This window comes from Streptomyces sp. NBC_01176, assembly GCF_045039825.1.
GTDB lineage: Bacteria > Actinomycetota > Actinomycetes > Streptomycetales > Streptomycetaceae > Streptomyces.
The window spans coordinates 18,280-38,907 of record NZ_CP108600.1 but is presented as its reverse complement, the minus strand read 5'-3'; the positions used below and the strand labels follow the sequence as shown (position 1 = coordinate 38,907).

General features: G+C 70.3%; 15 protein-coding genes. 10 read left to right on the top strand and 5 right to left on the bottom strand.

Annotated elements, in window-relative coordinates:
• Positions 1-2: 2 nt before the first annotated feature.
• From OG199_RS00190 to OG199_RS00175, 4 genes are read left to right on the top strand one after another with little or no spacing between them, the layout of a single operon-like run.
• A complete protein-coding gene (locus OG199_RS00190; protein WP_405827141.1) occupies positions 3-1,274 on the top strand; it encodes an MFS transporter in 1,272 nt (423 codons plus the stop codon).
• A complete protein-coding gene (locus OG199_RS00185; protein WP_405827139.1) occupies positions 1,271-2,677 on the top strand; it encodes a metallopeptidase TldD-related protein in 1,407 nt (468 codons plus the stop codon). Before OG199_RS00190 ends, OG199_RS00185 begins: the two co-directional genes overlap by 4 nt.
• Positions 2,677-5,634 (top strand): lantibiotic dehydratase family protein, encoded by a 2,958-nt coding sequence (locus tag OG199_RS00180; RefSeq protein WP_405834367.1) that lies wholly within the window; start codon positions 2,677-2,679, stop codon positions 5,632-5,634. The genes OG199_RS00185 and OG199_RS00180 overlap by 1 nt, the downstream gene beginning before the upstream one ends.
• The gene (locus OG199_RS00175) at positions 5,631-6,572 is read left to right on the top strand and encodes a thiopeptide-type bacteriocin biosynthesis protein (RefSeq protein ID WP_405827137.1); all 942 of its coding nucleotides are present in this window, start codon (positions 5,631-5,633) and stop codon (positions 6,570-6,572) included. Before OG199_RS00180 ends, OG199_RS00175 begins: the two co-directional genes overlap by 4 nt.
• Here OG199_RS00175 and OG199_RS00170 read toward each other — a convergent pair.
• From OG199_RS00170 to OG199_RS00160, 3 genes are all read right to left on the bottom strand, one after another.
• A complete protein-coding gene (locus tag OG199_RS00170) occupies positions 6,561-8,264 on the bottom strand; it encodes a DUF885 domain-containing protein (protein WP_405827135.1) in 1,704 nt (567 codons plus the stop codon). The genes OG199_RS00175 and OG199_RS00170 overlap by 12 nt on opposite strands.
• 108 nt (positions 8,265-8,372) lie before the next feature.
• Entirely contained in the window at positions 8,373-9,566 is a 1,194-nt protein-coding gene (locus OG199_RS00165; RefSeq protein WP_405827133.1) for a threonine aldolase family protein, read from the bottom strand.
• A gap of 10 nt (positions 9,567-9,576) precedes the next feature.
• Entirely contained in the window at positions 9,577-9,789 is a 213-nt protein-coding gene (locus OG199_RS00160) for a response regulator transcription factor (protein WP_405827131.1), read from the bottom strand.
• Between the two features lie 233 nt (positions 9,790-10,022).
• Here OG199_RS00160 and OG199_RS00155 point away from each other — a divergent pair, with 233 nt between their 5' ends.
• Positions 10,023-13,046, top strand: a complete 3,024-nt coding sequence (locus OG199_RS00155; protein WP_356802817.1) for a BTAD domain-containing putative transcriptional regulator — start codon at positions 10,023-10,025, stop codon at positions 13,044-13,046.
• 42 nt (positions 13,047-13,088) lie between these two features.
• Here the strand turns inward: OG199_RS00155 and OG199_RS00150 are convergent, their stop codons facing one another.
• Both OG199_RS00150 and OG199_RS00145 read right to left on the bottom strand, forming a co-directional pair.
• Positions 13,089-13,232, bottom strand: a complete 144-nt coding sequence (locus OG199_RS00150) for a hypothetical protein (RefSeq protein WP_356802816.1) — start codon at positions 13,230-13,232, stop codon at positions 13,089-13,091.
• 138 nt (positions 13,233-13,370) lie between these two features.
• Complete coding sequence (locus OG199_RS00145; RefSeq protein WP_405827128.1) at positions 13,371-13,778, bottom strand: hypothetical protein; 408 nt, start codon at positions 13,776-13,778, stop codon at positions 13,371-13,373.
• Positions 13,779-13,993: 215 nt separating this feature from the next.
• Between OG199_RS00145 and OG199_RS00140 the strand changes: the two genes are divergently transcribed.
• The 5 genes from OG199_RS00140 to OG199_RS00120 are packed head-to-tail and all read left to right on the top strand — an operon-like array spanning position 13,994 to position 20,627.
• Entirely contained in the window at positions 13,994-15,313 is a 1,320-nt protein-coding gene (locus OG199_RS00140; RefSeq protein ID WP_405827126.1) for a lysine N(6)-hydroxylase/L-ornithine N(5)-oxygenase family protein, read from the top strand.
• The gene (locus tag OG199_RS00135; protein ID WP_356802810.1) at positions 15,310-16,365 is read left to right on the top strand and encodes an FAD-dependent oxidoreductase; all 1,056 of its coding nucleotides are present in this window, start codon (positions 15,310-15,312) and stop codon (positions 16,363-16,365) included. The genes OG199_RS00140 and OG199_RS00135 overlap by 4 nt, the downstream gene beginning before the upstream one ends.
• Entirely contained in the window at positions 16,362-18,368 is a 2,007-nt protein-coding gene (locus OG199_RS00130; protein WP_405827124.1) for a class I tRNA ligase family protein, read from the top strand. The genes OG199_RS00135 and OG199_RS00130 overlap by 4 nt, the downstream gene beginning before the upstream one ends.
• On the top strand, positions 18,361-20,025 hold the full coding sequence (locus OG199_RS00125) for an AMP-binding protein (RefSeq protein WP_405827122.1): 1,665 nt from the start codon (positions 18,361-18,363) through the stop codon (positions 20,023-20,025). Before OG199_RS00130 ends, OG199_RS00125 begins: the two co-directional genes overlap by 8 nt.
• Positions 20,022-20,627: a GNAT family N-acetyltransferase gene (locus OG199_RS00120; protein ID WP_405827120.1), complete on the top strand. Its 606-nt coding sequence runs from the start codon at positions 20,022-20,024 to the stop codon at positions 20,625-20,627. Before OG199_RS00125 ends, OG199_RS00120 begins: the two co-directional genes overlap by 4 nt.
• Position 20,628: the final 1 nt, after the last annotated feature.

The following is a 20,628-nucleotide window of genomic DNA, read 5'->3' as shown; positions in this document are numbered from 1 at the left end:
CCATGAAAGCCGCCCTGACGAACTACAAGAATATCGCGCACCTTCCCGACGCACGGCGCCTGCTTGTCGCGGATTCGATCTCCAAGGCCGGTGACTGGATCCTCTACGTCGCGATGAGCGCGCTGGTCTTCGAAGAGGGTGGGGCCGGTGCTCTCTCCCTGTTCACCGCGCTGCGCGTCGTCGTTCCTTTCATGGTGGGGCCATGGGCCGGGCGCTGGGGCGCGGTTCTGGCGCCGCGAACGGTGATGATCCTCGCCGACGCCGTACGGGCCGGCCTGCTGTTCCTGGCAGCCCTCGCGGCCAGTGCCCACCAGTCGGCGTGGCTGCTCGTGGCCCTCGTTGTGGGCTGCTCCTTGGTGTCCGCCTTCCACGGGCCGGCCGAACGCCGCTTTCAGCGGGATGTCATTGACCCCGACCAGCGCGCGAGCTTCAACGCCGTGATCGGCGCGACGGGCACCACGGTCATCGTCGTCGCCCCGGCGCTCGGCGGACTGATGAGCACCGCCGTCGGCAATGTCGGTGCCCTGGTCGTGGACGCCGCGAGCTTCCTGCTGTCACTGGCGTTCGTGGCCGCAGTCCGCGAGCCCACGGCCACCGCCGCGCCAGTGGCCGAGCAGTCGCAGGCCGCCGGGTTGCGCAAGGGCGCCCTGGCCACGGCCGTACGGGCCATGCGGAAGGATCCGGCGGTGCTGGCCTGCGTCATGACCCAGGCGGTGGCCTGCACGGTGGCCGGTGCCTCGTTGGTCCTGCTGCCGTTGCTCGGCGACCGGCTGCACGCCGGCAACGGGTCGATCGGGTGGCTGACCGCCGCTGTCGGCGCCGGTTCCGTTCTCGGTGTCCTGATCGGTGGCAGCGTGGCCAAGCAGGGACGGCTCCTGCTGTGTGTGACGAGCGTGGTGTCGATGGGCGTGATTCTCGGTCTCCTCGGCTCCAGTCCCAGCCTGCTGGTCGCCCTCGGGTGCGCTGTTCTCGTGGGTCTGGCCGCCAACATTCCGGAGCCCATGTACTGGACGTCGTATGCCGACCGCGTCGGCGAGAGCGACTCCAGCGCCTTCTACGGCCTCGTTGAGTCGTCCATCACCGGAGGATTCGCGCTCGGCGGGGTGATCCTCGGCGGGCTCGTCGCGGCGCTGGACGTGCGCACCGGGACCTGGGCCGTGGGCCTGGGCGGCAGTGTGCTGGCCCTGGCGGCCTTCGTGCCCGCCGTGCGCCACCACCGGGCCCGAGCGGCACAACCCTTGTTCTCTCCGTCGGCCGCGGAGTCGGCGTCATGACCCCATCGACCACCGGCCACGATCTCGCGGGAGCGGGCGGTCACCGCACGGCGCCGGCCGCCGGGGACGGACCTGGCTGTGTGACGGTCCGCAGCCACCGGCGTGCGGCCGCGGTGGGCACCGGTCCGGGGACGGAGGTAAGGATCCGCCGCCTCGCGGACCATGTCGAGCGGACCACCGCCGCCCTCGTGTTCGACTGTGCGGCGGGCCCCGAGGCGTCCCCGGTCCGCCATGCGGCCGTGGACGAGTGCGGCACGCGCGCGCTGCGTGCGGTGTCCCAGGTCGTCGAGGTGGAATGCCCTGACACACATGGTGCCGCTGGACCCGACGCCGAGCTCGTCATGCCGCCGCACATCGACCGGGAGCCAGCACTGCTCGTCGAGGCGGTCGCCCGGCAACTGCCCCGGGACGACGACCTGAAGCTGGTCGTCGAGGCTCACGTCGCCGTAGAGAACCGGCTGCTGCTGCCGGCAAACGGGCCGTCCAGGCACGAGACGCTACACACGTCGGCCGTCGTCGTCGATGTGCTCAGGGCGGGGCGGCGAGTGGCCGAGGCAGATGCCGCGTGGAGCGGTGACATCGCCTACGGCCTCGACCGGCTCCGCGAGCAGGTGGAACAGGCATTGGCCCGAGCAGCTGCACCCCCGCGCACGGCTGCTCCCCGGGTGCAGCTGCTCCTCATCGACGGCAGCGCCGGCGCCTTCTTGCACGAGGTCTGCGGCCACCTCCTGGAGAGCACCCGGCATCGTCCGTCGCTGCTGGCTGGACACCTGACACGGCAGGTGGCGTACGACCGGCTGACCATCGACGACAACCCGCGGCACGCCGGAGGCTTCGGCGCGCACCAGCACACCATGCTCGGCACGCCGACGCGCCGTCGCCCCCTGCTCGCCGCGGGGCGGCTAGCGGGCCTGCTGGAGGACAACGTCGACGGCCCGTGGCGTGCCGAGGACGCCTGGCACAGGCCGCAACCGCGGATGAGCCACCTCGAACTGGCACCCGCCGCCTCGTCCGCCGCCCTGGACAGCGCGCTGGGCGACACCAGTGCACCGGTGATCCACGTCCACCGGCTGGGATTCGGGTCTTTGGACCACCGGGATGGCACGGTCGTGCTTGAGGTCAAGGACGCCACGAAGGACGACGGCCGCACCCGGCTGGAGCCGTTCCTCGTCACCGCAAAAGCACGGCACCTGTTGCAGGACGTACGGGCCGTGGGGTGTGCCGGGACCCTGCACACGTGGTCGGCCTACTGCCTGGCTGGCTCCGGCAGCCTCCCGGTCGGAGCCACCACACCCACCCTGCTCACGGGTCCTGTCCGAACACTGCCGCATCGACGGCTCACCCCGCCGCGGCCCGCCGTCCGCCACCAGACACGACAGCCGAAGGAAGAAAGGCCGGTGTGATGACGGACGACCCGCCCCCCGTCACCTACACCAGCGCCGGGCCGGCGCTGGTGCGGATTCCGCTCGCGCAGATCGGCAGCCCCCATGACGGCGCGGGAGTGGCCACAGCACCACCCACCCCGGAGCAGCTGCGCGCGCGGATCACGGCCTTGCTGAGTGACGACCTGCTGATGGACGCGGTCGCGCTGGCGAGCCCCTCGACGACGCACACGGCCCGACAGCCGCTGGACCAGCTTCCGGTGAAGAAACTACGCACCCTCGCCGTGAGCCTCACCGCCTACGCGGCACGAATGCGGGCCCGGGCCACGCCCTTTGGTCTCTTCGCTGGAGTCACCCTCGCCCCTTTCGCTGACGCCGGACGCGGGAGCGTGGCCGAACCAGCCCAGCACCGGCGCGTGGTCCGCCCGGACGCCGCCTGGCTCAGGGCGGTCGTGAACAGCACGGAACGCTCGACGGCCGGACTGAGCACCCTGGAGTACGCGGCCAACCCCGCCGTACGACGCACTGACGACACCTACGTCCTGCTCACTCCTGACGCACGCACCAGCCGGATCGCCCTGCGCGCCACAGCGGCGCTTGTCGCCGCGATGGAGGCTGCCGCCCGGCAGGTCCCCGGCCAGCGCATCCTGGACGCGGTCCGCGTCCAGGGCGCATCGCGCGAGGACGGCGTACTCCTGCACCGCACCCTTGTCACGCACGGCTTCCTCGTCTCCGAACTTCAGCCGCCCCCGCACAGCCATGACCCACTCGCCCATGTCCTGGACCGGCTGCGCCGTCGCCGCCTGTGCCCCGAACTGGCCCAGAAACTGCAGGAGTTCGTCGCCATCGTCGACGCCTACGCCACGGCACCGGCCGGCGCGGCCGGCCCCGCGCTCGAAGACGTCCATGAGCTGGCCGACCGGGTCGCCGAGGTGGCCGGGGTACCGGCCGTGGAGGGCAGCCCCCTGCACGTCGACACGGTCGTCGACGCGGACATAGCGTTCGGGCCGGACGTCCGCGCGGAGGCCGAGGACGCCGCGGGCGTCCTCGCGCGGTTCGCCACCGCTCGAGAACTCCGGCACGTCCAGGACCACCTTGAACAGGTCTCCGGCGGTTACGCCGTCCCTCTCCCGGAGTTCTCCTGTCCGCCGCTGCCGCCCCGCCCGCCCGCCACGCATCCCGCGTTGCTCGCGGCCTACGCCGCCGCGCTGCACGAGCGCCGAACAGAGATCGTGCTGGACGACGCACTCCTGGACGCCATCGCTCCCGTCCGCGACGGTGCCCCGGTCACGGACCTGGACCTCTTCGCTGTCGTCGCCGCGCCGGATTTGGCCGCACTGAACCGGGGCGACTTCGAACTGCACGTGCGCAGACCGGCCGCGAGCAGCGCCGGTACCGCGCTGGCCCGCTTCGCCCCTGCGCTGGGCGGCGCCGGCGACAAGGCCCTGCGCGCCATCCATGACCGGGCCGACCTGACCGCCGCGGATTGGCTGCCCGAGCCGGTCCTCATCGCCGACGTCACCTTCCACCCCCGCCACCCGGCCGCCGAGAACGTCGCCCGGGCCAGCCTCACCCGCTCGGTCCGCATCCGCACCAACACCCCCGCCGACGACGACGGGATCCGCCAGAGCGACCTCGGTCCGCAGGACCTGCTGCTCTCCCCGGGCCCGGACGGCCCGCAGATCTGGTCCCGGAGCCTGGGCGTCCGGGTGCTGCCACGAGCCGCCACCGCCCTCAACTCGGAGGCGGCCGGCCCCCACAGCGCCCATGTGCTGGCCGCCGCGAGCGGCCAGAACCTCGCCATCGCCTTCGGCTGGGGCACGCTCGCCGACGCACCCTGGCTGCCGCGCGTGCGGCGTGGGCGCACCGTCTTCAGCCCCCAGACCTGGCGCCCGCAGAGCGATCTCGTGCACGACGGTGCCCGTGCCCCTTCCTGGCACGGGCGGTTCGCCCGGTGGTGCCGGCAGTGGTCCGTCCCCCCGCAGGTCACGCTGGTGGACGGGGACCGCCAGATTCCGCTGCGTCTGGACGACCCTGTCGACGTTCACCTGCTGCACCGCCAGGCACAGAAGGGACCCCTCGTCCTGACCGAGGCGCTGGGCCAGGAACACTGTTGGGCTCGATCGCCCGGTGGCGCCCATCTCGTCGAGGCCGTCTTCCCGATGGCCGCGACGGAGCGACGGTGTCCAGGTCCCGGGAAGCCGATGGCCGGCCTCCCCCCGGAGCGCCCCCGTCCGCCCGCCCCCGTCCTGCCCGGCGGGGACTGGCTGCGGGCCACGCTGCCCTGCTCCGGCAGGAAGCGGCAGGAACTTCGGCACCAGCTGTCGGGCATCCTCACCGGACACCGGTGGTTCTTCACCCACAGGGACGAGGAGCACCTGGACATCCGCATCCTCCTCGATCCGTGCGGACCGGGCAGGTGGGAGGAGCTCCTCGCCGGACTGTCCGGCGTGTGGCCGGCAGAGGGGCCGATCATCCTGGCCTACCCCCGGGACGCGGGCTTCGGCACGCCCTCACCCCACCCGGAACTGCTGGAGCACTGGGCCATGGCCGACACCCGCTGCGCACTCGCCGCCCTGGACAGCCCCGTACCGGACGGCCCGCTGCTCAGCATCCTGGATCTCGCCGGACGGCTCAGACTGAGCGGTACCCGGCCCCTGGCCGGCATCGAGCCGGACCGTCGTGGCTTCGCACCCCTGCGCCGACGGGTGATCGCGCGGCTCACCGGCGCTGCAGACGAAGACGGCTTCGCCCCACGCGAACTGACGCACCGCTGGGAGGAACGCGCGGCCACGACGCAGACCTACCTGCGCCGGCTGTCGGCCCCTGCCGCAGTCGCCCACGCGGGACACCTCATGGTCCGCCAACACGCCGGGCGCCTGGTGGGACCGGGCGGGACCGACGGTCTGCTGGCCCTGGCCGCCGCGGCGGAACACGCTCACCTCTCATGGCACCGAGCAACCAGGGATGCCTCATGAACCGACCGCCCCTCCCCATCGGCCCCGGGACGACCGATGAGGAGGACACCCTGATCCCGCCCCACCAGGCGACCCACCACGACAACTGGGTGGACATCGGCCTGGCCCTGACGGGCTATCCGCCGTCCACCGAGGTCTACGAGCGGTTGCTGGACGAGACCCAGCGGCTGCGGCAGACCGGACTGGCCGACCTCTTCCTCTTCATCCACAAACCGCCCGGCCTGCGCTGGCGGCTCCAGGCGGCCGACGGCACACACCTCGGCGAGCTGCGCCGGGAGGCGGTCACGGCCGCGGCACGCATCGTCGGCCGCGACCACGTGCGCAGTGCCGTCTACGAACCGCAGCAGACCCTGTTCGGAGGGGCACGTTCGATGGGGTACGTGCACCGGACCTGGAGCGCGGACTCTCTGCTGTGGATGCGCTGGCACGCCGGCGCCCGGCCTGGCTCCCGGCCGGCCGGGGAGCGTCTGATCCTCTCCTTCCGGGCGCTTGCCCATGTGTTCGTCAAGCTCGGTGTGGTGGGGTGGGAGGACCGGGAGGTCTGGAACCACGTGACCGAGGAGACCGGCCGCCGCCTGGCCGAACACGAGTGGGCGCGGCCGGAGGTGGTGGCCCTGGCCAGGTCCCTGCGCGTTCGGTGGGACACGGTCTGGGCCGCACCGCACGATCGGCCCGGCCTCGATCAAGCGGACCAGTCGCCGCTGCTGCACACGTTCGCCCGCACCAGCGGCCCCACCCTTGAGGCATGGCACGCCGAGTGCCTCAGCCGCCCCGCCACCCGGTATCCACTGACCCCGAGGCGGGCCGCCGCGTATTGGACCGTCTTCCACTGGAACCGCGCGGGACTGACCGCAGCCCAGCAGGCCCTGACCGCCCAGACCCTGGCTGGCCGACCTCTCGACCACACCTATCGGCCTCAGCCGGAGTCAGAGCTTTGACAACTCGTCCACCAGGTCGTCCAGCCCCAGCGACCCCAGCGAGAGTGCTGCCATGTGCCACGCCTTCAGGTCGAAGGACTCGCCGTGGTGTCGGCGCGCGTTCTCCCGGCCGAGCAGCCAGGCCCGCTCGCCGAGTTTGTAGCCGATGGCCTGCCCCGGCATCGAGAGATAGCGGGTCAGCTCGCTCGACACGAACTCGGCCGGGCGGCCGCTGTGGGCGCGGAAGAACTCCTCGGCGAGCCCCGGTGTCCATCGCTCGCCGGGGTGAAAGGCAGAGTCCGCCGGGATCGCCATCTCCAGGTGCATGCCGATGTCGATGATCACGCGGACGGCACGCATCATCTGGGCGTCCAGATGACCGAGCCGGCGCTCTGGATCGGTGAGGAAGCCCAGTTCGTCCATCAAGCGCTCCGCGTACAGCGCCCAGCCCTCGCAGTTCGCCGACACCCAGCCGACGGTGGACTGGTAGCGGGACAGGGACGAGGCCTTGTGCACCCACTGCGCCAGTTGCAAATGATGCCCCGGAACGCCCTCGTGGTACCAGGTGGACACCAGGTCGTACACCGGGAAGCGGGTTCGGCCCATGGTCGGCAGCCAGGTGGTGCCGGGGCGCGAGAAGTCTTCCGACGGGGGGAAATAGTACGGTGCCGCCGCGCCGCCCTCCGGGGCGATCCGCGCCTCCACCTTGCGTACCCGCTCGGCGAGTTCGAAATGGGTGCCGTCGATCGCCTCGATCGCCTCGTCCATCAGGCCCTGCAACCACGCTCGCACCTCCTCGACGCCCTCGATGTGCGTGCCCTGCTCGTCCAGGTGCCGCAGTGCCGCCCACGGAGACTCCGCCCCCGGCAGCACGCGCTCCGCCTCGGCGCACATCTCGCCGAGCAGCCGGTGGTATTCCGACCAGCCATAGGCGTACGCCTCGCCGAGGTCGAGGTCCGTGCCGTTGAAGAACCGTGACCACAGGGCGTAGCGCTCACGGCCCACGACGTCGGGAGCATCCGCGACCAAGGGTGCGTACTCCTCGCGCATCCAGTCGCGGAGCGCCGCGAGCGCCGCCGTCGCACCGCAGGCCGCCGTCTCCAGTTCCGCACGCAGCGAGTCGGGGCCGGGGGCCACGAACTCCTCGAACCAGCCCGTGCCGTCGCCCGCCCATTCGGTGAGCTGTCCGACGAAGACGCCCGTGGTGTGCGGACCGCCGTACAACTCGCGCTTCAGGCCCAGGGCCAGGCACTCCCGGTAGCCCTCGACGGCGGCCGGTACGGCTCGCAGCCGCTCCGCGACCGCCTCCCAGTCCGCCGTGGAGTCGGTGGGCATCACCGAGAAGACGTCGCGGATGGCGTGGATCGGTGAGTGCGTGTTGCTGACCGTCCGCAGTTCCTCGTCCGCCTCGTACACCGCGAGCTCCGCGGTCAGCCGCTCGCGCAGCAGCCGGGCGCAGCGTCGCTCGACCTCCTCCTTCGCCCCGGGAATCCGCTCGGCGACGTCGAGCCGGGCGAGCGCGCCACGGATCAGCGCCGCCGCGTCGGCTCGGCCGGCCGGGGAGAAGTCGGGCAACCGGGTGTCGCACTCGCGCACGCCCAGGAAGCTGCCGGTGATCGGGTCGAGTGCGATCAGGTCCTCAAGGTAGGCATCGGCGATTTGGCGGGGCAGCGCCGTGCCGCTCAGCCCGGAGAGAGCTGCGGTTCGTACCATACGTAGGTCCTTGTCCGAGTAGGAGGCGCCGGGCGGAGTTCGGCTCCGTCGACGAACTCCTGTGGCGTGTGAGCGGCCGGCCGTGCGGTGACCGAAGGCCGCGGTGAGCTATCCCTCGATACAGCGCACGAAGTCGACGACCGCCGCCTGGACCTCGGCGGGGGTCCAGTCGAGGCCGGCTGCTGTCACCGTCACCTCGGTGAGCGCGATTCCGGGCGGAAGTCCCGGTTCCCACCAGGGAAGTTGGAAGACCGAGACCCCGCTCTCCTCCGCCTGCCGTGCCGCCGCGTCCAGCAGTGCCTCCGGGGCGAACGGAAGCCACACCTGGAACTGGAGGGTGTGGGGCACCTCCGGCTGTACCTTGAACCAGCCGAGGCCGGACTCCCGGAACCCCTCTGCCATGGCCGCCGCCACGACACGCGCCTGCGCCACGTACTCGGGCAGCCGCGGCAACTCGTGGTCGAGACCGATCAGCGCGGACAGCGCAGCCGGGAACTGCTGGAAGATCTTGCCCCCGTAACGGTGCCGCCAGATCCTGCTCTCCTCGATCAGCGAACTCGGTCCCGCCAGGGCCGCACCCGAGAGCCCGTCGAGCGACTTGTAGAAGGAGACGTAGACGCTGTCGGCCAGAGCGGCGATCTCGGCCAGGGAGCGTTTGAAGTGCGGTGTGCACTCCCACAGCCTGGCTCCGTCGAAATGCACCACGGCGCCGCGCTCCCGCGCCGCCTCTGTGACCTCGACCAGCTCCTCCCACGTGGGCAGCAGATATCCGACGTCACGCAGCGGCAGTTCGAGCATCAGCGCGCCGAACGGTTCCGGCAGGTCGCGGATCTCTTGGGCGGTCGGCTGGCGAGGGGCTCCCGTGGCCTTCATCGGCCGTAGATCGCTCACCGTCCGGAAGGCGTCCGCCTCGAAGACCTCGGGGTGGGACACCGGGTGGAGCGCCACGCGGCGGTTGCCGGTGCGCTCGGCCCAGCAGCGCAACGCCACCTGCTGCGCCATGGTGCCGGTGGGGAAGAAAGCAGCGTCCTCCTTGCCGAGCAGTGCGGCCACCCGCTTCTCCAGATCGGCCACGACACCGTCGCCGTAGACGTCCGGCGGGGAGGAGAGGTCGTAGACCGTGGCTGACCGTGCGACGAGGGTGGCGAGCCGCTCGTTCAGCGGCACGGTCGCCGAGGGCCTCGCGAGCACCTTCTTCGCCTCGCGCAGCATCCGCATCCGCCACTGCGCCTTGTCCTCTGCCTTTTCTGCGGTCGCAGCGGTCTCGGTGTTCGCTGCGTTCTCTACGTTGTTCTCGCTCATGTCCCTCTCCTCACAACCCGAGTTCGATCGCCGCGCGGATGAGGTGGGCACGGGTGGGAACGTCCAGCTTCAGGCGGATGCGCTGCAGATAGGTCTCCACGGAACTCTGGCTGATGTGCAGCCGCCGGGACGTCTGAAGATGGGTGAAGCCGGCGGCGATATGGGCGAGTACCTGCCTCTCTCGTTGAGAGAGCGGCGATTCTCGTTCGGGCCCAGGAGTCATGGGTGACGTGGTGAGATCCGCAGTCATGTGAATCCTTCGTGGTCTTGAGCCTGCGAGAGGAATCCGTTGTTGCCGGTGACTCTCCGCGCGGCGCTTCCCGATCCGCTCCCGATCGGTTACCGCCGGTTCCCGCCCCGGGCACCTCTGGTTGCCCGGAAGGAAACGATCTACCATCGGCGGGATTTGAGTTCCGGTAGCTGACCAGGGCCAAACGCCACGGGGGTGGTACGCACATGGGAGCCGGCTTCGACACCAGACTCCGCTTCAACCTGTTCGGCCCGCTGGAGGCATGGGTGGGCGACGAGAGGCTCCGGCTGGGCGGATTGATCCAGGAGCGCGTGCTCGCCACCCTGCTGCTCGAACCCGGCAAGGTGCTTCCCGTCACCCGGCTGGTGGCCGCCGCCTGGGCCGAGGATCCGCCCGCCACCTCATCCCATCAGGTGCGCAAGGCGGTGGCGGACCTGCGCCGCCGTATCCCCGGGGGCGGCGAGATCCTGCTGACCGACGGCCCCGGATACCGTGCGGAACTCGCCCCCGGCCAGCTTGATCTGACGGAATTCAACGCCCTGGTGACCAGGGCGAGGGAGGACGTCGCGGCCGGCCGCCGTACAGAGGCTGCCAGTGCGCTGGGGGACGCTCTCGCACTGTGGCGCGGCCCCGTGCTCGCCGGGGACGGCGGCCCCGTGATCGAGGCGGCCGCCACGGCGTTGGAGGAGCGGCGGCTCGCGGCCACGGAGCAGTTCTTCGGCCTGCGTCTGGACCTCGGCGAAGGCAGCGAACTGGTCGTCGACCTGCGCGAGACCGTCGCCCAATACCCGCTGCGCGAGACCCTGCGCGGCCAGCTGATGCTCGCCCTGTACCGGTCGGAACGGCAGGCGGAGGCCTTGGAGGAGTACAGCAGGACCCGCGAGCTGCTGGTGGAGGAGCTGGGCATCGATCCCGGGCCCAGGCTCACCAAGTTGTACGAGGACATCCTGCGGGAGAGCCCGGAGCTGTCGGCATCCCCGTCGGCGTCCCCCGCTCCCGCCCCGGCGGCCCCTGCGGTCGTCGAATCGCCCTGCACCCTCCCCTACGACGTGTCCGACTTCTCCGGCCGGGAGTCTGAACTGGGCCAGATCCTCGCTCAGGCCCGGCAGCAGGGCGGCGCGGGCACTCGGATCGTGGCCATCGACGGGATGGGCGGCAGTGGCAAGACCTCGCTGGCGGTGCGGGCGGCACACCGGCTGGCCGACTCCTTCCCGGACGGTCAGCTCCACATCGACCTGCGCGCCTACTCGCCCGACCAGCAACTCGTCAGCACGGTCAGCGCGTTGGGCACCTTGCTACGGGCCCTGGGGCTGCCCGACGCCCGCATACCCGACGACCTCGCGGGTCGTACCGCGCTGTGGCGCACGCTGCTCGTCGGAAAACGGATGCTGATCCTCCTCGACAATGCTTCGGACGCGGCCGCCGTCCGCCCCCTTCTGCCGACCGACCCCGGTTGCCTGGTGCTGGTCACCAGCCGGGCCCGCCTCATCGACCTGGACGGAGCCCACTGGCTCACCCTGGACGTGATGACACCCGCGGAGAGTCGCACCCTGATGGCCCAGATACTGGGTGAGGCGCGTGTCGCCGCCGAACCCGAGGGTGCCGCGGAACTGGCCCGGCTCTGCGACCACCTTCCCCTCGCCCTGCGCATCGCGACCGCAAGGCTGGGCAACCGCCCCCGCTGGACCTTGCAGTACATGGCGGACCGGCTGCGGGACGAGACCCGCAGGTTGGACGAGCTCAGCATCGGAGTGCGCAGTGTCGCCGCCACCCTGCGGCTGTCGTACCAGGCACTCGACGAGGAGAGCCGCACCACGTTCCGTACCCTCGCCCTGCACCCCGGTGGCGGCATCGACGTGTATGCCGCGGGAGCGCTGCTCGGCACCTGGCCACGGCACGGGGAGGACGTGCTGGAACGCCTCCTCGACGTCCACCTCGTTGAGCAGCCGGAGATCGGCCGTTACACCTTCCACGACCTGGTCGGCAGCTTCGCCCGCGGGCTGCACGGCGGAGCCCTTCCGCCCGCTCACGAGGCGGCGGTCGACCAGCTGCTCGGCTACTACCTCACCGCCACCGAGGTCGCGTGCAAGGCCCTTTTCCCGGGCCGGCGCGACATCCCGAGCGGCCTTCCCGCCTCGACGTTCGAGCTGCCCTACCTGAAGACCGCCGAGCATGCAGGGGAGTGGTTCGCACGCGAGCAGATCACTCTGATGTCTGTGGTGAGACTGGCCGTGCGCCACGGATACGACCGGCATGCGGTATGTCTCGCCCGCAACGTCGTCTTTCATCTCAATGCCCACGGTCTACTCGACGAGTTCGGGGAGTTGGCCCGCACGGCGGTGGCCGCCGCCCGCCGCCTCGGCGACGACGCGCTGCTGGGAGTGAGCCTGGCCAACCTGGGCGTCGCCTGCTGGGAACTGGGCAGGTTCACCGAGGGCGTCGAGGTGGCGCGGGAGGGCAGAGATCTCGCGGCACGTCTGGGGGACCTCGCCACCAAGGCCCACAGCGACAGCACGCTCGGGCTGTACGAGAGTCTGCTGGGACGTTTCTCCGAGGCGCTGGCCCATCTGGAGCAGGCGATCACCACAGAGCGTGAACTCGGGCTGCACCGGGCGGAGGCGGAGAGCCTCACCATCCTCAGCACACTGTACGAGCAGTGGGGCCGCTACCAGGAGGCCGTCGAGGCCGCGCACCGTGCGGTGGAGCTGTGCGGCCGGGTAGGCCAGCACGAGAACGGCCTCGTGGCGCTCATCGATCTGGGGTTCGCGTACGTGGGCCTCGGCGAGTACGCGAAGGCGGAGGCCGCCGTGGCCCGGGCACGGGAGATCTGTGACGACACCCGGGAGCCGGGCATCGCCGCCCTGGTGCTGGCCCTGTCCGCCGACACCGCGCACGCCCTGGGGGACACCGAGCGGTCCGCAGAGTACGCCCGGCGCTCACTGCGGACCGTGGAGTCGAGCGCGTCGCCGATCAGGTCGGCCAAGGTCAGGAACGTGATCGGGCGGGTGCTCCACAAGCACGGGGAGCACCAGGAGGCACTGAGCCTCCACGTGCAGGCTCATGAACTCGCCTCCCGGCTCCAGTACCTTCCCGAGGACGCGTACGCCCGTCTCGGCATGGCTCGCGCCGCCGAGGCCCTGGGTGACCACCGAGCCGCGACCGCCCACCGGGTGGCCTGCGACGAGCTGTTCACATCGATGGGCGTACCGTGCGACCGCTGGCGCAGATGACCGGCGGTGCCTGAGCCGGCCGGTGGAGCCAGGACGTCCGGGTCACGACCCGGTGGTGTCGGTTCCGTTGGTGGGACCCTTGCCCTCGGCGAGTACCAGGGGTGCCGCGTGACGCGCCTGGGAATGACCCGATTCCACCGCCGGAGCGAGGCCGATGACGATGGCCGTGGTGATGATTCCGATCATTCCAACCAGCTTGCGCGCCATGTCGGGCCCTTCGTGTGGAGTGATGTCCGCTGTTGACGTCACTGATGCTGCTCGCGGCCCTTCCCGAACGGTTCCCGCCGCGTTACCAGGCCGCGGGAACCGCTTGGTCACACACGCTCAGCGCGGGCTGTTCCGGGTGGCCTCACCGAGCCGGAATGTGGCGATCCGCGGCCCGCGAGCCGTGAGAACCACCTCCGCCCAGGCGTCTCCGGACTCGTGTCCCACGAGATCGAGCGCGGCTCTGACCACCGACCGCAGTACGGCGCGTTCGGCCGCGGTCGGCGGCTCGGCGGCGGGCTCCTGGCCCGGCGTCGGCCGGGGGGAGATGCCGACGATGTGGTGCATGCCGTTGTTCGTCGCGGTGCTGACGCCGAACAGGGGCCCGTTCAGGGGCCTGTCCGAGACGAAGGAGGCCGCGCCGGCCCCGGAACCTTTGCGCTCGGCCCAGCGCTCGACGTCCGCGAGTTCCTGGAAAGCCGTACGGGGCTCCGCACCGTCACTCGGATCGGAGTAAGGGGTTGTCACGTAGTGATCCTTCGGTAGGCAGTGGTCGGAGAAAGAATCCCTCGCGCCGATTCCGATTCGCTCCCGCCCGATTACCTCCCCTGTCCCAAACGGTCTCGTATCGCTGATCCAGGCCTCTGTCAAGTCATGGAGAAAAGCGACTGGTTGCGTCCCCGACCGCGGCGAAGGATCAGTGGAGGCGGTCAGCGAGTCCACTGGTCCAGGGGGTAATTCGCATGAGCGGAAAACGGGGCGAGCAGCACTACGGCTGCATCGGTGTGGGAGTCGGTCCGGCCAATCTGAGCCTCGCCTCTCTCCTGCACGGAGACCAGACGGTCCCCAGCCTCTTTCTCGACCGGAAGAAAACGTTCACCTGGCACGACGGACAGCAACTGCCCGGCACCACGCTCCAGGTGTCGATGCTGAAGGACCTGGTCAGCCTGGCGGATCCGACCAACAGGTTCTCATTCCTGGCGTATCTGCACGCCCACCGGAAGATGTACCACTTCATCAACGCACAGTTCGATGCCATGCCCCGGCAGGAATTCCGCAATTACCTGAACTGGGCAGCCGAGCAGAACGAGAACGTCACATTCGGCGAACAGGTTGTCTCGGTGGACTTCGACACGGCCTTCGTGGTGCGGACGGACCGCCGGACGCTGACCGCCGACAACCTGTCCGTCGGCATCGGCACGGCCCCCTGGTACCCGCCCGTGGCACAGAGCCTGTCCGGGGACGACCAGTTCCACGTCTGCGACTTCGCGATGAAGGCACGCGCTCTCGCCGGCCAACGTGTGTGTGTCGTGGGCGGAGGGCAGTCGGGTGCCGAGGCGTTTCTCGACCTCATCTCGCAGCCCGCCGCCGAACGCCCACGCCGCGTCTCCTGGATCACCCGGCGCCACAACTACTTCCCGATCGACGACTCCCCGTTCACCAACGACTTCTACACACCGAGCTACTCGGACCACTTCGCCCGCCTGGACAGGCCCGCCCGCGAGCGGCTGAACGAGGCCCACATGCTGACCAGCGACGGCATATCCGAGGCCACGCTGCGCAGCATCTACCAGCGCATCTACGTGCACCGGTTCGTCGAGGGCAACGCAGACCTGGTCACCCTCCACCCCAGCAGCGAGGTGGTCCGGGCCGGGCGCGGCGTGAGGGGCGAGTGGTCCATAGGCGTCCGCAACAGCGACCACGGGGACCGGGTCACAACCATCGAGGCCGACGTACTCGTCTGGGCAACCGGGTTCCGCCCGGCGCCGATGACCTTCCTCGACCCGATCGCGCACCGCCTGGAGCACGAGGGCGAGGAGCTCGGCATCGACGACAGCTTCGCCGTGCGGTGGGACGGCCCCGCCGACCGCAACATCTTCGTTCACAACGCCGCGCCCGCGCAGCGGGGCCTGGCGGACCGCAACCTGAGCCTCGTCGCCTGGCGAAGCCGACGGATCGCCGACCGCATCCGCAACACGCGCGGTGACGAGCCCCTGGAGTCCTTCATCGAATGGTCCGGAAAACCGGGCTCCTCCCCGGTCCTGGAGGGAGTGCTCCGATGACCGACACCGACATCACGGTGGTGGGCGGCGGCATCATCGGCTGCCTTGTGGCCCGCACCGTCCTGGCCGCGGCCCCGGATGCCCGCCTGATGGTCCTCGACCGGGACGTCGTGGCTTCGGGCGCCAGCAGACGCTCCGCCGGACTGCACTTCCCACGCGGTGCGACCGGGCGGGTGCGCGCCATGGCGGACTTCAGCCAGTCCTTCTACACGGCCCTCCTGAACAACGCCCCCGCTCTCCCCATCCACCCGCTGGACCTGCACGTCCTGTCGGCGGATTCGTCCGGAGTCGGGCGTACCTATCTCCCCGCCGCCGCGCTGACCCCAGTCGCCGGTGTACCGGGCGGGCTAGTCGACGTACCAGCCGGGACCAGAGTATGGACGGGCCGCGGCTGTCAGTACGCCGACGTCGGCACGCTGACAGAGGCCCTGACGCGTGAGCTGCGCACCCGTGTCTCCTTCCGGGAAGGAACCAGGGTCACCGCCGTCGAGCCCGGCCCCGCGCACGTAACCCTGCGCCTGTCCACCGGGCGGACGATCACCTCGTCACACGTGGTGCTCGCACCCGGACCGTGGATCGCGGATCCCGCGTGGCGCTCCCTGGTGGCACCGCTCGGCGCCCGAGTGAAGAAGATCGTCGCCCTGCACATCGACCGGGCGCCCACGGAGCACGACGGGGCGATCGTCTTCGAGGACCAGGACGCCTTCCTGCTCCCGCTGCACCACCGGGGCCACTGGCTCTTCAGCTACACCTGCCGCGAATGGGACGTGGATCCCGACCGGCTCACCGGCGGAGTCGGCGAAACCGACCTGGACGCAGCACTCACGTGCCTGTCCGCGTACGCGCCGACCCTGGTCGAACACGCCACCTCGGGGCGGGTCTTCTCCGACGCCTACAGCCCCACGCGTGAGCCCCTCATACGGGCACTGGGCAACGGGCGCGTCGTGTTCGCCGGCGCCGCGGGCGGCTCCGGGTACCGGCTGGCGCCCGCGATCGCCGCCGAAGCCGCCAGCCTGCTGGACGTCACCTCAGGACGAAGGAGCGCAGCGTGAAGATCAGCCGCTTCACCCCGGACGAACTCTCCGCCGCATTCGGCATCGACATGGCAGCCGTCCCGGGAATCGGTCCCGGGGCAGGCTGGGGGCGAGTCGCGCCAGGCGGCCGCAGCGAGGCCCACCAGCACGACGAGACGGAGATCTTCGTCATTGTCCGGGGCACCGGCGAACTCCTCGTCGACGGGGAGCGCACACCCGCTCGTCCCGGAACGGTCGCGATGTTCGAACCGTTCGAGACCCATGTCATCGAGAACACAGGTACGGAGGAGCTCCTCTTCTTCGACCTGTACTGGCGCGACTCCGCCCGCGCGGCCGCGGCGGCCGCCGCCGCGCCGGCCGACCGCCGCCGGTTCGGGAAGCGGCCGGTGTTCGTCTTCTCCACTCCGCCAACCCCCAACGGCGACCTCCACCTCGGCCACCTCTCCGGCCCCTACCTGGGAGCCGACGTCTTCACGCGCTTCCAACGGATGAACGGAGTCGAGGCCTGGCACCTGACCGGCAGCGACGACCACCAGAGCTACGTCGCCGACCGTGCCCAACGCGACGGACGCACCCCGGCGCAGACCGCCGCGCACTTCTCGGCGGAGATCGCCGCGACCCTCGCGCTGATGGACATCCGGCCCGACCAGTACACGGTCACCCAGGCCGACACCGACTATCCGGACGGCCTGCGGTCCTTCTTCTCCCGTCTCGTGGCCTCCGGGGCCGTGAACAAACGCGCCACGCCCGCCCTGTTCGACGCCAGCACCGGTGACTATCTGCACGAGGTGGTGGTGTCCGGCGGCTGCCCCGGCTGTGGAGAACCGACCGGGGGCAACATCTGCGAGGAGTGCGGCGAGCCGAACCTGTGCACGGACCTCACCGACCCGCGCTCCCAGCGCTCGGGCGAACCGCCCCGACGCGCCGCCGCCGACCGCTACTGCCTGCCCCTGCACGAGTTCCAGGCCACGGTGGCGGCCCATCACCGCCTGGGACGGGTGCCGGCCCGCCTACGGGAGCTCGCGCACCGCGTCTTCACCCGCCCTCTGCTCGAACTGCCGCTGACCCACCCCGCCCACTGGGGCGTATCGCCCCGAGAGTCCGACGCCAAGGGGCAGGTCATCTGGGTGTGGCCGGAGATGGCGTACGGATTCCTGCACGGCATCGAGGCCCTGGGCCGCACCCTGAACCGCGGATGGCGGGCCAAAGCGCCGCAGCAGGCCTGGAAGATCGTGCATTTCTTCGGATACGACAACAGCTTCTACCACTCACTGCTCTATCCGGTGCTCTACAAGCTGGCCTTCCCGGGCTGGGAACCGGACATCGACTACCACGTCAACGAGTTCTACCTGCTGGAGCACCAGAAGTTCTCCACCAGCCGGCGGCACGCGATCTGGGGCAAGGACATCCTCAGCACCGACAGCGTCGACGCGGTGCGCTTCTTCCTCGCCCGTACCCGCCCGGAGGGCCGGCGTACCAACTTCGACCCCACCGCGTACGAGACGCTGCTGAGCGACACCCTGATCGGCACCTGGCAACGGTGGCTGAACGGTCTCGGCAGCCGGATTGACGAGCACCACGACAGACGGGCCCCCGACACGGGGGTGTGGACCCCCGAGCACACCGCCTTCCTCGATCGCCTCGCCGTCAGACTGACCGCGATCACCCGCAGCCTCGGTCAGGACGGGTTCTCGCTGAACCGGGCCGCGACGGAACTCGACGGCATCGTCGAAGACACCGTCGCCTTCGCCGACCGCGAGCGCGCGCTGGCCGGACTCGGCCCGTGGCAGGACGAAACCCGCACCGCCCTGGCGCTGGAACTCGCCGCCGCGCGACTGCTGGCCCGCTGTGCGGCCCCGATCATGCCCCGGTTCGGCCGGCGGCTCTCGGCAGCGCTGGGCCTGCCCGACACGGCCGACTGGCCCGGCGGCGTCGAACTGCTGCCGGCCGGCACGAAGGTCACGCTCACCGACACGGTGTTCTTCCTCGGCGGCGACGACAAGGAGAGCGCCGATGTTTGACCTGATCGCGGGCGAGGACCACGACGGAACGCCCATCCTCGACGTCGTCAACACACTGGCGCTGAAGGCGTGCACCGACCACCGGCATCGCATCCACTACCGCGTCGGTGACGAGGTGCGTTCCCTCACCCTCGCGGAGCTGGACACGCGCGCGGCGCGCGTGGCGCGGCACCTACACGCATTGGGGATAAGGCCACGCGACCGGGTCGGCATCCTCGCCCCCAACAGCATCGAATGGGTTCTGCTCGACCTCGCCGTGATCAAACTCGGCGCCGTCACAGCAGGCTTCGAACCCGTCTGCTTCGAACCGGACCAGGTGGTGAAGGACTACGGTCTGGCGCTGCTGTTCACCGACGGCGCCTGCGACGACGGCCCGCTGCGCGACATCAGGTCGGTCACGGCCTGGGCACAGGACATTCCCTCAGAGCCGGTACCGGCCTGGCACCAGGGATACGACCCCGCGGACGTCCTGGCCGTCAAGTTCACCTCCGGCAGCACCGGTGCCCCCAAAGGGCTGGAAGCCACGGTGGCCAGCGTCAACAGCTCCCTCCACGAGGTGCAGCGAATGTTCGCCCACGGTGAGGGCGACAACCTCCTGGTCTTCCTCGGCAACTACCTCCTCCAACAGCGCTACTGGATCTACTCCGCGCTCGTCCACGGTCACGACGTGACGCTCGCGCGCAAGACCGACGCCCTCGACATGGCACGCAGGACACAGCCCACGGTCGTCATGGGCGTCCCCGGCTTCTACGAGGAAGTGCGGGCACGCCTGGAAGGCACGATCCTTTCTGCCAGCGCGGACGAGCGACAGGAGGCCATCGAAGCCGAATTCGGCGGCCTGGTCCGCTACCTCTGGACAGGCTCCGCCCCGGCGAGCCGCGAGCTGCTGGAGTTCTTCAACGGCTCCGGAGTGCCGCTGTACGAGGGCTACGGCCTCAACGAGACCTGCATCGTGGCGAAGAACCACCCCGGCGCCTTCCGCCCCGGAAGCGTCGGCAAGGTCCTTCCCAACAAGAGGGTCCGCTTCGACCGGGACGGGATCCTGATCGTCGGCAGCCGGCACCCCGTCAATCACCGGTACACGTGGAGCGGCCCCGGAGCCGACGAGAAGATCTTCCTGCCCACCGGCGAGGTCCGGACGCACGACCTCGGTCACCTCGACGAGGACGGCTATCTCTTCATCCATGGGCGGGTCGACGATGTCATCACCCTCGACAGCGGCTACAACGTGCTGGCCCCGCTGATCGAGGAGAAACTCCGCACACACCCCGGCATCCAAGACTGCGTGCTGTACGGCACGGGCGACACGTTCCTGTCTGCGATTGTCTCGCTCTCACCCGCCAGCGGCGCGGACGACGAGGAGCTGAGCCGACATGTGACCGCACTCAACAAGGAGCTGCTGCCGGAACAACGCGTCCACGCCCTGGTCATCGCCGCGGAGCCCTTCTCGACCGAGAACGGACTGCTGACCGGACAGTTCAAGCCGAGACGACGAGCTGTGCACGAGCGGCACCGCCCGGAGCTCTCCCGTCTGCACCGCAGGCGCACCGCACCAGGCACGGGCCCGACCGCCGACCACCCCTGGGTCGTCACCGCCTCCCGGCCCGCGACAAGCCCCGCAAACAGCCACCCCAGCACCTCGAGGAGCACCGCATGACCTGGGACGACCTGCCGGACACGGTCCTCACCAACGACAGGGTCGAACTGCGCCGTATCCGTGTCACCGACCGCGCCGAGTTCGAGCGCATCTGCTACGACGAGGAGATCTGGCGCCACTTCGTCACCAGGATCGAAACCCCAGCCGACCTCAACACCTTCCTGGAGACCGCGATCAAGGACACGCTGACCGGCGTGCGCATCGTGTTCGCCGTCGTCGACCGCCACAGCGGACACATCGTCGGCAGCAGCGCGTACGGCAACCTGGCCAGAGCCGACCGGAGGCTGGAGATCGGCTGGTCGTGGGTGGCGACCGCCCTGCGCGGCACCGGAGCCAACCGGGCCGCCAAACTCGCCCTCCTGGACCACGCCTTCGACGTCCTTGGGTGCGAGCGCGTGGAGTTCAAGACGGATGTGCTCAACACCGTTGCGCGCAGGGGCCTCGCCGCGCTGGGCGCCACCGAGGAAGGCACTCTGCGCAGCTACAACTACATGCCAGGCGGCCGCCGCCGCGACGTCGTGTACTACAGCATCCTGCGCAACGAGTGGCCCGTGCTGCGCGCGGAGCGCTTCGCCCCGCTCGCCGTCGGCACGGGGGCGTGAA